Source organism: Bacillus sp. LBG-1-113, from assembly GCF_020708615.1.
Taxonomy (GTDB): domain Bacteria; phylum Bacillota; class Bacilli; order Bacillales; family Bacillaceae; genus Bacillus; species Bacillus mojavensis.
Genome location: NZ_JAJFDG010000004.1, coordinates 46,612 through 58,644, shown reverse-complemented (window position 1 = coordinate 58,644; position 12,033 = coordinate 46,612). Strand labels below are relative to the sequence as shown.

Here is a 12,033-nt window from a genome sequence, read left to right as displayed (position 1 = left end):
CGTTACAAATTTTTGAAGGTTCGGTTAAAAAACTTTTTAAAGTAAAAGGAGCGGATTTCATGAAACCTAACATCAGTCTCATCAATGCCGTCTTCCGTATCGCCTGCGGACTGACAATTATGTCAGCTGCGAGTGCCAAGTATACGAAAAAACCTTGGTGCAAAATGCATCTGTTCTGCATCTTTATAGGCGCCATGAAGGCAGGTTCAGGCATACTGCGTTTCTGTCCTGTAACCTATATGTTTCAAAACACCATTGATGAAAACCATGGACAGGATCATCAAGAATCGTAAGAAAAAAGCTTGATCATAAAATGTGATCAAGCTTTTTTTCAGAATATCCCTTTGTCTTCATATAGAAAAAACCAACAGCCACAAACGCAGCCGGATACAAGAGCGCCCAGCCGCTAAATAAGTAGATCACTGCACAAAGAAGAAGCGCCCCCAAAGCCATCCACCAGCCTGAATCCTTCCAGTTCAGCAGTTTCAGCGCTGCCGCCATTGTACATATGTAAGATGCAATAAATGCCGAGCTTGGTCCTTTCAGCAGCGTTGTCAGATCAATTTGAAATATGCCGTTTGCCATTAGAACGAAACCAAACACGATAGCCAGCGCTGTTAATACACGGACAGGTGTGTGTTTTGTATGACTGAGTTTCCCGAAGTACCCCGGAATATGACCTTCTCTCGCCAACGCATAGACCATTCTTGAAAACCCTGCGATGTTGGCATGAATGGTGGCGAATGTAATAAAAAGAGCTAAACAAGTCGTTACATATACCCCAATATCCCCCGCTCCTTTTGATATGAGCATCGTCAGAGATGCGATTTCTCCCTTTTCTCCATATGCATGGGTGCCCACAGTGACAAACGACAGCATAATATACAGCACCGCCACACAAGCTGCCGCTAGGAATAAACTGATTGGTACATCCTTTTCGGGATGTGTAAACTCTTCAGCTAATGGAGTAATCATTTCCCAGCCTACAAAAGAAAAAAAGATGATGACAGAAACAGAACCCGCGGCAAACCAGCCATGAGGCAGAAAAGGCTTAAATTCAGCTGCTTTTACGTGAGGCAGTGAAACAGCAACAGAAATGACGAGCAGCAACAAAATGACACAGATGACGAGTATGCTGATGTTTGCTGATAATTGAATGCCCCTGATATGAAGCAAAATAGAGATCGCCAGCATACTTGCTGCAATGAAAGCAATCTGCCAATCCGAAGCCTTTGTGACGTAGCTGACATAATATGCGCCAGTCAAAGCGATCACTGGCACACCGATCGGAACCGATCCCAGCATAATCCAGCCCAAAATAGCTCCGGCTTTTGGCCGAAAAGCAAGCTGTACATAAGCCGTGATTCCCCCTGCGCTTGGCGCCATTCTGACAAGGCGCGCCAGTGTGCCGACGAGCAGAAAAGATAAGAAAGACATAAATCCCCAAACCAATAAAGAAGCGGGACCAGCGGTGTCAGCCGTGACAGACGGAAGAATTAAGATCCCGCAGCCCAATACGGCCCCGATCGTTAATGCCGCTCCTTGAACCCAAGTAATCGAACGCTGCAATTCCGGCAAAATGATGCCTCCTCCCATGTTGATGGCTTAATTATAGAAAAAAGATGACGACATTTATATGCTACAATTAAGCTAAATCACCAACATCACCTAATCATAAAAGGTATTTTTATCAATTCACCTAAATATGTAAAGGAGCCATACGAATGGATGATACAGACCTTCAAATTCTTTCGCATTTACAGCAAAATGCGAGATTATCGATGGTTGAATTAGGAAAGCTTGTCGGACTCAGCTCTCCGAGTGCGGCGGAACGTGTCAGAAAGCTTGAGGACAAAGGGGTCATTACCGGGTACAGCGCTGATATCTGTTTTGAAAAGCTAAACAAACATGTTACGGCTTTTATCCTGATGGAGCCGAAAAGCTGCAAGCACTACGCCGCCTTTGCCGAAGCCCACCCCGATGTGGCAGAGAACCACCGGATTACAGGTATGTACAGCTATGTGACAAAAGTGGTGACGGAATCTGTGCATACCCTAGAAGATTTTATAGACGCTTCAATGGCCCATGGAAAACCGACCACGCTTGTTGTGCTTTCTTCTTCCGCTTTCCGGCACGCTTTGGTATAACAAAAAACCCGCAGCACAATCTGCGGGTTTTTCATCTCTTTATTTTTGAGCAGCCTTCAGAGCGCGTGCCCCGATATCTTTTCTGAAAAACAGTCCAGGTTTGATGATCTCATCAACGGCCTTGTACACTCGGTTTCGTGCCGCTTCAAACGTTTCGTCAAAGGCGGTCACATTGGCGACGCGTCCGCCGTTTGTGACGAACTCTTCACCTTCTGCTTTCGTTCCGGCATGGAAGACGACAACTTGATCAGCATGTGCTGTCAGGCTGCCAATCGGCGTGCCTTTTGCATAGCTTTCAGGATAGCCTTCTGAAGCAAGCACGACACTGACTGCCGCCGTATCCTTCCATCTCAAGTCAACGTCCTTATCATCTAAAAGATCAAGAAGCACCTGTACCAGATCAGATTCCATGCGCGGAAGCACGACCTGTGTTTCCGGGTCGCCGAATCGTGCATTAAATTCAATGACCTTCGATCCATTCGCAGTGAGCATCAGTCCCGCGTACAAAACGCCTGTGAAAGAACGCCCTTCTTGAACCATTGCTTTTGCGGCTGGCTTGACGATCGTTTCTACAGCATGACATACGGTATCTTCCGAAATTTGCGGAACAGGAGAGTAAGCGCCCATACCTCCTGTATTCGGCCCTTTGTCTCCATCAAACGCGCGTTTATGATCCTGGGCAATGACCATCGGATATACCTTTTCTCCTTTGACAAATGCCATGAGGGAAAACTCTTCGCCAGAAAGAAATTCTTCAATCACGACAGATGCGCTCGCATCACCGAATTTTTCATCTTCAAGAAAATCGTGCAGACACGCGATGGCTTCTTCTTCCGTCATCGCAACGGTTACGCCTTTTCCAGCCGCAAGTCCGTCCGCTTTAATGACAATCGGAGCGCCTTTTTCCTGCACATAAGCCTTCGCTTTTTCAAAGGATGTAAACGTGTCGTATTCTGCGGTCGGTATGTCGTATTTCTTCATTAAATCCTTTGCAAACTGTTTGCTTCCTTCGATGATCGCAGCGGCTTTTGACGGACCGAACACACGAAGACCGGCTTTTTCGAACTCGTCAACAAGGCCTTCAATTAAAGGAACCTCAGGCCCGACAATGGTCAGCCCGACCTGATTTTTTTTTGCAAATGAGACAAGCCCGGCGTGGTCGCTTTCCTCAATGTTTACAAGCTGTGCAGAAGCTGCCATGCCGTCATTTCCCGGAGCGGCAAATACTTTATCAACGAGGCTGCTTTGCGCCACCTTCCATGCCAGCGTATGTTCTCTTCCGCCTTTACCGATAATTAATACATTCACGCGTTTTCATCCCCTTAATGTTTGAAGTGTCTAATGCCGGTGAACACCATGGCAATGCCGTACTCGTCCGCTTTTTTGATGGAATCCTCGTCACGCACAGATCCACCCGGCTGAATGATAGCCGTAACGCCCGCCTTTGCGGCTTCTTCAACAGTATCCGGCATTGGGAAAAATGCATCAGATCCGAGCGCGCTGCCTTTCGCTTTTTCTCCTGCTTGCTCGATTGCGATTTTCGCTGATCCGACGCGGTTCATTTGTCCGGCTCCCACGCCGACTGTCATGTTGTCCTTCGCGAGAACGATCGCATTGGATTTCACATGTTTCACGACTTTCCAAGCAAGCTTCAAATCTTCCCACTCTTGCTCGTTCGGCTCTCTTTTTGTCGGAATGCTGATCTCAGCATCATCAAAGCCGTGCATATCTAAATCTTGAATCAGCAATCCGCCTTGTACAGATGTCAGCTGTTTTTCTTTTTGAACGGCAGCTGTCACATCAAGTGTCAGCAGACGAAGATTTTTCTTCGCTGTCAGGATATCAAGCGCTTCCTGGCTGAATGAAGGCGCAATGATGATTTCTAAGAAAATGTTATGAAGCGCTTCGGCTGTTGGCTTGTCCACTTCACGGTTCAACGCGATAATGCCGCCGAAAATCGATGTTTTATCTGCTTCGAACGCTCTGTCAAACGCTTCTGCGATCGTTTCGCCAGTTCCCACGCCGCATGGATTCATATGCTTCACAGCAACCGCAGCAGGCTCCGTGAATTCACGAACAATTTGAACAGCTGCGTCCGCATCTTTAATGTTGTTGTAAGAAAGCTCTTTGCCGTGCAGCTGTTCTGCTTGTGCAATAGAACCTTTGACAGGAAGCGCGCTTTGATAGAATGTTGCTTCCTGATGCGGGTTTTCTCCGTAGCGAAGCGATTGTTTTTTCTCAAATGTAACGGTGAATTGTTCTGGTTCTTTTTCACCGACAACATGTGTCAGATAGTCAGCGATCAGCGCGTCATATGCCGCAGTGTGACGGAATACTTTTGCCGCCAGCTCGCGTTTTTTCTGAAGCGAAACATCGCCTTCTTCTTTGATTTGATTCAGAACAGGGCTGTAATCCGCTGGATCAACGATAACCGTCACATCCTGATGGTTTTTCGATGCCGCACGCAGCATGCCAGGTCCGCCGATATCAATGTTTTCAATAGCCTCTTCGTACGTCACATTCTCTTTAGAAATCGTCTCTTTAAATGGATAGAGGTTGACGACAACCAGGTCAATTGGCGCAATGCCGTGTTCATTGATCTGCGCCATATGCTCTTCGTTGCCGCGAACTGCAAGAAGACCGCCGTGAATATTCGGATGAAGCGTTTTTAAGCGACCGTCCATAATTTCCGGAAAACCTGTCACTTCAGAAATTCCGATAACTTCAACACCGTTTTCTTGAAGAAGCTTTTTTGTGCCGCCGGTTGAAATAACCTCAACTCCAAGCTCTGTCAGTTCTTTTACGAAAGGAACAAGATTTGTTTTATCTGAAACACTGATTAGTGCGCGTTTAATGGTCATGCCTTTTCACCTCTGTTATTTAATCCTAATAGCTGTTTAATCACACTTGGATACCATTTATGCTCAAGCTTGTGAATCCGCTGTTCGATTGTTTCCAATGTATCATGTTGATTAATGTCAATTGCCTTTTGAGCGATGATCGGACCTGTATCCATTCCTTCATCGACGTAATGAACGGTAATCCCGGCCACCTTCACACCCGCCCGGTATGCCTGTCCGACTGCGTCTATTCCAGGAAAAGCGGGAAGAAGGGACGGATGGATGTTGATGATTTTTCCTCCGTATGCCTGGAGCAGCGTATCACCGATCAGTCTCATATAGCCGGCGAGAACGATCAATTCTACTTCATGAAGATGAAGCTGTTCAATAATGGCCCGTTCAAATGCGGCCTTGTTTTCATAAGACTTCGGCTCAAAAGCAAAGGATGGAATCTGGAATCTTTCCGCCCGCTCGATGACTTTCGCCTGCGGTTTGTCGCAAACGAGGAGTGATACGGACGCATCCCAGTTCTCCTCTTTCAAGCGTGTGACGATGGCTTCGAAGTTTGAGCCATTTCCGGATGCAAATACCGCAAACTTTTTCATGAAAGTGCAGCACCGCCGAATGTAACGCCTTCACCTTGTTTCACTCGCCCGATTAAATAGGCTTTTTCGCCGTGGCTTTCAAGCGTTCCGATGACTTTGGTGAGATGTTCTTCTTTTACCGCGAGAACAAATCCAATGCCCATATTAAAGACGTTAAACATGTCTCCTTCTTTCAGCTTGCCATGCTCCTGCAAGAAAGAGAAGATCGGCGGGATCGGCCAAGAGCCGTGATCGATTTCCGCACTTAAGCCTTCAGGAAGCATACGCGGAAGATTTTCAATAAATCCGCCGCCTGTTACATGCGCCATACCATCAATGAGTCCGCTTTTCACAGCCGCAAGCACAGGCTTCACGTAAATTCTTGTCGGCTCAAGCAGTTCTTCGCCGAGCGGGCGTTCAAACGGCTCATATGTCTCGTCGAGATCAAGCTCTGCATCGTCCAGAAGCACCTTTCTCACAAGGGAAAATCCGTTGCTGTGAAGACCGCTGGAGCTTAGTCCGATTAAAAGGTGGCCTTCCTTGATGTTTTCGCCGGTCACGATTTCATCCTTTTCCGCTACACCAACTGAGAAACCTGCGATATCGTATTCATCAGCTGTATATAATCCAGGCATTTCAGCGGTTTCTCCGCCGACCAAGGCTGAACCTGACTGCTCACAGCCATCCGCAACGCCTTGTACGATCTGCTCAATTTTCATGGGATCTGCTTTGCCGACCGCTAAATAGTCGAGGAAAAAGAGCGGCTCCGCACCTTGCGCAAGCACGTCATTGACACACATTGCGACAGCGTCTACACCAATCGTGTCATGTTTATCCATGGAAAAAGCCAGCTTTAATTTTGTGCCGACACCGTCTGTTCCCGAAATTAAAACGGGTTTCTGATAAGAAAGCTCCGACAGATCAAACATGCCGCCAAAGCCGCCAAGGCTGCCCATAACGCCAAGCCTTTTCGTGCGCTCCACATGTTTTTTCATCCGTTTTACAGCTTCATATCCGGCTTCGATGTCAACTCCTGCGTTTTTATATGCTTCAGACATCCTATTCACTCCTTTAAGGCGCTTTTCAAAATATTTCTCCGATCAAGGGCAGAAAGAGAAAGGCAGCCGAACTGCGCTGCCTTTATGTCATTTTCAAGTTTTATTTGGTTAACACCGCTTCTTTTACATGAGGAAGCACAGTGTCCTGATAAATTTCAGTCGGATATTTCCCTGTAAAGCAAGCAAGACATTGCCCGCAATTAGCGTCTTCGTATTTTCTGCCGATTCCTTTCAGCAGCCCTTCGACACTCAAAAATGAGAGAGTGTCGGCTCCGATTTCCTGACGGATTTCTTCAACCGAGTGAGAAGACGCGATCAGTTCTTCATGTGTAGACGTATCAATACCGTAGAAGCACGGATGAGCGATCGGCGGCGAACTGATTTTCACATGCACTTCTGTCGCACCCGCTTCTCTGAGCATCGTTACGATCCGGCGGCTTGTCGTTCCGCGCACGATAGAGTCATCCACCATGACGACGCGTTTTCCTTCTACAACACCGCGCACCGCAGAAAGCTTCATTCTGACGCCCTGCTCACGCAGAGCCTGTGACGGCTGAATAAACGTTCTGCCCACATAACGGTTTTTGATTAACCCAAGCTCGTACGGGATGCCTGTTGCTTCCGCGTAGCCGATAGCCGCTGAAATACTGGAATCCGGAACGCCTGTCACGACATCAGCTTCAACCGCTGATTCCTGAGCAAGCATTTTTCCAAGGTTTTTACGCGCGCTGTGCACGTTAATGCCCTCAATATTGCTGTCAGGGCGTGAGAAATAAATGTATTCCATGCTGCAGATGGAACGGTTGATATTCATGGAGAAGCGCTCTGATTTCATGCCATCATCATTGATAATCAGCATTTCGCCCGGCTCCACCTCGCGAAGATACGTCGCGCCGACGACATCAAATGCACATGTTTCAGAAGCGACAACATAAGCGTCTCCCATCATGCCGATTGACAGCGGTCTAAGTCCGTTCGGGTCAAGCGCGACAATCATTTCTGTTTCAGTCATGATCAGGAACGCGTAGGCGCCTTTCAGCATGGAAAGCGAGTTTTTAATTTGATCCTTCAGCGTGAAGTGGCCGCTTCTTTTGATCAGGTGAGCCAAAACCTCAGTGTCCGAAGAGGTCTGGAAGATGCTTCCTTGATTTTCAAGCTGCTGCTTCAGCTGAGTGGCATTCACCAAGTTCCCGTTATGGGCAAGCGCCAGGCTGCCGTTGTTTTGGGAGCGGAAGAGGAGCGGCTGAACATTTTCATATCCGCCGCCGCCGGCTGTTGCATACCGAACGTGCCCAATTGCGCCTTTCCCCTTTACTTTGCTGAGCTCACCGTTTTGAAATACCTCAGTGATCAGCCCTTGGCCTTTATGCGCCGTCAGCTGTTCACCGTCAGTCGCCACAATGCCCGCGCCCTCCTGTCCTCTGTGTTGGAGGCTGTGGAGGCCGTAATACGTAATTTGCGGGGCTTCTTCATGTCCCCAAATCCCAAAAACGCCGCATTCTTCATTTAAGCCTTTGATTTCAGCAAGCATGGGATAGCTCCTTTCCACGCGCGTTCAAGCTCTTTCGTCTGCGCGTGAATCAATTGTTGTCCGTCTTGATTTTGAATGCTCAGAAGTCCATCAGCTGTTACCTCACCGATATGAACCGCATCTTGTACAGCTTCTTCAAACGCTGCTTGATGTTCTTTTTTCACAGAAACAACGAAGCGGGATTGAGATTCAGAGAATAATAATGCTGCTTCCCCTTCAACAGTCACGCTAGCGCCAAGGTTTTCCGTCGTCATGACACTTTCCGCAATTGCTACGCCTATGCCGCCTTCGGATACATCGTGCGCTGATTGAATATAGCCTTGTTTAATCGCGTCAAGCAGTGCCTTTTGGCGTGCCTGTTCTACATCAAGATCGATTTGCGGCGCTTTGCCGTAAATGCGGCCTTCTGTCATTTTTTGCAGCTCGCTTCCGGCAAACTCAGGTTTTGTTTCGCCGATGACGTACACAAGGTCGCCCGCTTGTTTGAAATGCTGCGTTGTAATGTGATCTGTATCTTCAATTAAACCGACCATGCCGATTACAGGTGTCGGGTAGATCGCCGTTCCGTTTGATTCGTTATAAAGCGATACGTTTCCGCCGATTACAGGTGTGCTGAGAACGTTGCACGCCTCACTGATGCCGTCAGCCGCCTTTTCAATCTGCCAAAAAATTTCCGGTTTTTCCGGGTTTCCGAAGTTCAGGTTATCTGTAACCGCAAGTGGTTCTGCACCGGAGCAAACGATGTTGCGCGCCGCTTCTGCGACAGCGATTTTTCCGCCGACCTCTGGATCAAGGTAGAGATAACGGGCGTTACAGTCAGTTGTCATCGCCAGCGCCTTTTTCGTTCCGCGGATTCTGAGAACACCCGCGTCAGACCCAGGAGCCACAACTGTATTCGTCCGCACCATGTAGTCATACTGGTCGTAAACCCACTCTTTGCTTGCGATCGTCGGCTGTTGCAGGAGCGCCTTCAGTGTTTTATTCGCATCGTCAATTTGAGGAGCCGGAACATCCGTCTCTAAAAATTCACGGTAGTAGGCAGGCTCTTGAGAAGCCTTGTGGTAAACCGGCGCTTCTTCTGCCAAGGCATCAACAGGGAGCTCGCATACAACCTCACCTTTATGTGTCAGGCGCAGCATTTTATCATCTGTTACACGTCCGACAGAAACTGCTTCAAGATCATACTTGTCAAAAATATCGATAATTTCCTGTTCACGTCCGCGCTCAATAACAAGCAGCATCCGTTCCTGTGATTCAGAAAGCATCATTTCATAAGCGGTCATGCCTGTTTCACGCTGAGGGATCAAGTCAAGGTTCATTTCAATGCCAGAACCCGCTTTACTTGCCATTTCCGCGCTTGAGCTGGTCAGGCCGGCAGCTCCCATGTCCTGAATGCCGACTAAGGCGTCACATTGAATGACTTCCAGGCACGCTTCAAGCAAAAGCTTCTCCATAAATGGATCGCCGACTTGAACCGCGGAGCGCTTTTCTTCAGAAGCATCAGACATTTCTTCAGACGCAAACGTAGCGCCGTGAATTCCATCTCGCCCTGTTTTTGCGCCGACATACATGACCGTGTTGCCGACACCCTTTGCCTGGCCTTTTTTGATGTCTTCGTGATTGATTAATCCGACGCACATTGCGTTGACAAGCGGATTCCCTTCATAGCTGCTGTCAAATTGCACTTCGCCGCCGACTGTCGGGATTCCGATGCAGTTCCCATATCCGGCGATACCTGCTACTACTTCTTCAAACAAGTACTTCACGCGCGGTGAAGTCAGTTCACCAAATCGAAGAGAGTTTAATACAGCGATAGGACGCGCACCCATTGAAAAGACATCACGGATTATGCCGCCTACGCCAGTCGCAGCGCCTTGGTACGGTTCGATGGCTGATGGATGGTTATGCGATTCAATTTTGAACACAACCGCTTGGTTATCACCGATATCAACGATTCCGGCGCCTTCCCCCGGACCTTGCAGCACGCGTTCGCCGCTCGTCGGGAATTTACGCAAAATCGGCTTTGAGTTCTTGTAGCTGCAATGCTCTGACCACATGACAGAAAAAATTCCAATTTCTGTGTAGTTCGGCAATCTTCCAAGAATGGATTCAATCAATGCATACTCATCATCACTGACACCCATTTGCTGATATATTTTCTCTTCTTTTATTTGTTCTTTACTTGGTTCAAGCAGTAGTGACATGAGTTTCCCTCCAATTTTTCACGATAGACTGAAACAATTTAAGACCGTCGGCGCTTCCAAGCAGTTCATCGACCGCGCGCTCTGGATGAGGCATCATGCCTAACACATTTCCTTTTTCATTTACAACACCGGCAATATCGCTGACACTTCCGTTAATATCGGAACCGTATGTGAAAGCAATTTGATTGTTTTCTTTTAATGAAGCAAGCGTTTCGTCATCACAGTAGAAATTCCCTTCACCGTGGGCAACCGGAATTGTAATCGATTGGCCTTTTTCATAGGAAGAGGTGAATAAAGTTTCGTCGTTCTGCACGATTAATTCAACCGGACGGCAAATGAACTTCAAATCTTTGTTGCGTCTCATTGCACCTGGCAAAAGGCCAAGCTCCTGTAAAATCTGAAATCCGTTGCAGACGCCGAGGACAGGTTTTCCTTCAGCCGCTGCCTGTTTTACAGCAGGCATAATATTCGCAAATCGGGCGATGGCGCCGCATCTCAAGTAATCTCCGTAAGAAAAACCTCCCGGAATTAACACGCCGTCGAAGCCGTCAAGGCTTGTTTCCTCGTGCCAGACGTATTCCACATCATGGCCGAGTTCATCCTTTACAGCGTGATACATATCGATATCACAGTTAGAGCCGGGTAACACTATCACCGCAAATTTCACTGTGCGACTACCTCCTCAACCTCATATCTGTAATCTTCAATCACTGTATTCGCAAGAAGTTTTTCGCACATTTCTTTCACTAGCACGTCAAGATCACGGTCCGACTTTTCAATTGTTAGCTCCATGTATTTCCCGATGCGCACGTCGGCGACTTCCTTGTAAGACATACTGTGCAAGGCATGCTGGACAGCGCTCCCTTGTGGATCCAGTACACTTTCTTTTAAGCTGACATAAACTTTTACTTTATACATGATGAATGCCTCCCAGTCTTTTGAAAATCTCTTCGTATGCGTCGGTTAAGCTTCCCAGATTGCGTCTGAATAAATCTTTGTCCAGCTTTTCGTTCGTGTCTTTATCCCACAGACGGCATGTATCAGGTGAAATTTCATCCGCCAAAAGCACTTGCCCGTCTGCATCTAAACCGAATTCAAGCTTGAAATCTATTAATCTGACATGACAATCGTCAAAAATGCTTTGAAGCTCTTCATTTACTGTTTTTGTAATGGACTTAATGGCATCTACCTGCTCAGGAGTCGCCGCTTTCAAAAGCCAAATATGATCTTCTGTGATGAGCGGATCACCCAGCGCGTCATCCTTGTAGTAAAACTCGATAATCGGCTGTTCAAGCTCCGTGCCTTCTGGAATGCCGAGACGTTTGGACATGCTTCCTGCCACAACATTTCTGACGACGACTTCCAGCGGCACAATCGTTACCTTTTTAATGAGCTGCTCTGTTTCCGACATCCGCTCGATAAAGTGGTTATTAACTCCTTTTTTATGGAGGTGTTTGAAAATCAGGCTTGAAATCTCATTGTTTAAGCGCCCTTTGCCGCTAATTTCCGCCTTTTTTTCTCCGTTAAAGGCAGTGGCAGAATCTTTATACACCACATACAGCGTGTTTTCGTCGTCGGTTTTGTAAATCTTTTTCGCTTTTCCTTCATATAAAAGTTCATTCTTCACAATATTCACGGAAGGCCTCCTAACCCGAATGTTGGGAATTTT

12 protein-coding genes are annotated in these 12,033 nt (G+C 47.4%); 2 read left to right on the top strand and 10 right to left on the bottom strand.

Going from position 1 to position 12,033, the window contains the following annotated elements:
• Nucleotides 1-59: 59 nt before the first annotated feature.
• Nucleotides 60-293 carry a YgaP family membrane protein gene (locus LJF29_RS12120; RefSeq protein WP_029441181.1) on the top strand — a complete coding sequence of 78 codons (234 nt, stop codon included), beginning with the start codon at nucleotides 60-62 and terminating at the stop codon, nucleotides 291-293.
• A 13-nt stretch (nucleotides 294-306) separates the two neighbouring features.
• On the opposite strand, the gene LJF29_RS12115 is transcribed toward LJF29_RS12120, so the two are convergent.
• Complete coding sequence (locus tag LJF29_RS12115) at nucleotides 307-1,581, bottom strand: APC family permease (protein ID WP_229149015.1); 1,275 nt, start codon at nucleotides 1,579-1,581, stop codon at nucleotides 307-309.
• Nucleotides 1,582-1,724: 143 nt separating this feature from the next.
• On the opposite strand from LJF29_RS12115, the gene LJF29_RS12110 reads away from it, so the two are divergent.
• Nucleotides 1,725-2,147, top strand: coding sequence for an Lrp/AsnC family transcriptional regulator (locus LJF29_RS12110; RefSeq protein WP_229148736.1), 423 nt, complete (start codon nucleotides 1,725-1,727; stop codon nucleotides 2,145-2,147).
• 39 nt (nucleotides 2,148-2,186) lie between these two features.
• On the opposite strand, the gene purD is transcribed toward LJF29_RS12110, so the two are convergent.
• The 9 genes from purD to purC form a co-directional block, all read right to left on the bottom strand.
• The gene (gene purD, locus LJF29_RS12105) at nucleotides 2,187-3,455 is read right to left on the bottom strand and encodes a phosphoribosylamine--glycine ligase (protein ID WP_229148734.1); all 1,269 of its coding nucleotides are present in this window, start codon (nucleotides 3,453-3,455) and stop codon (nucleotides 2,187-2,189) included.
• A gap of 14 nt (nucleotides 3,456-3,469) precedes the next feature.
• Complete coding sequence (gene purH, locus LJF29_RS12100) at nucleotides 3,470-5,008, bottom strand: bifunctional phosphoribosylaminoimidazolecarboxamide formyltransferase/IMP cyclohydrolase (RefSeq protein WP_229148733.1); 1,539 nt, start codon at nucleotides 5,006-5,008, stop codon at nucleotides 3,470-3,472.
• On the bottom strand, nucleotides 5,005-5,592 hold the full coding sequence (purN, locus tag LJF29_RS12095; protein WP_010333252.1) for a phosphoribosylglycinamide formyltransferase: 588 nt from the start codon (nucleotides 5,590-5,592) through the stop codon (nucleotides 5,005-5,007). The genes purH and purN overlap by 4 nt, the downstream gene beginning before the upstream one ends.
• Nucleotides 5,589-6,629, bottom strand: coding sequence for a phosphoribosylformylglycinamidine cyclo-ligase (purM, locus tag LJF29_RS12090; RefSeq protein ID WP_229148732.1), 1,041 nt, complete (start codon nucleotides 6,627-6,629; stop codon nucleotides 5,589-5,591). The genes purN and purM overlap by 4 nt, the downstream gene beginning before the upstream one ends.
• 100 nt (nucleotides 6,630-6,729) lie before the next feature.
• Nucleotides 6,730-8,160, bottom strand: coding sequence for an amidophosphoribosyltransferase (purF, locus tag LJF29_RS12085; protein ID WP_010333249.1), 1,431 nt, complete (start codon nucleotides 8,158-8,160; stop codon nucleotides 6,730-6,732).
• A complete protein-coding gene (purL, locus tag LJF29_RS12080) occupies nucleotides 8,136-10,364 on the bottom strand; it encodes a phosphoribosylformylglycinamidine synthase subunit PurL (protein ID WP_229148731.1) in 2,229 nt (742 codons plus the stop codon). The genes purF and purL overlap by 25 nt, the downstream gene beginning before the upstream one ends.
• Nucleotides 10,348-11,031 carry a phosphoribosylformylglycinamidine synthase subunit PurQ gene (gene purQ / locus LJF29_RS12075; protein WP_168747096.1) on the bottom strand — a complete coding sequence of 228 codons (684 nt, stop codon included), beginning with the start codon at nucleotides 11,029-11,031 and terminating at the stop codon, nucleotides 10,348-10,350. The genes purL and purQ overlap by 17 nt, the downstream gene beginning before the upstream one ends.
• A complete protein-coding gene (gene purS, locus LJF29_RS12070) occupies nucleotides 11,028-11,282 on the bottom strand; it encodes a phosphoribosylformylglycinamidine synthase subunit PurS (protein ID WP_010333246.1) in 255 nt (84 codons plus the stop codon). The genes purQ and purS overlap by 4 nt, the downstream gene beginning before the upstream one ends.
• Nucleotides 11,275-12,000 (bottom strand): phosphoribosylaminoimidazolesuccinocarboxamide synthase, encoded by a 726-nt coding sequence (gene purC, locus LJF29_RS12065; RefSeq protein WP_229148729.1) that lies wholly within the window; start codon nucleotides 11,998-12,000, stop codon nucleotides 11,275-11,277. Before purC ends, purS begins: the two co-directional genes overlap by 8 nt.
• Between the last annotated feature and the right edge of the window lie 33 nt (nucleotides 12,001-12,033).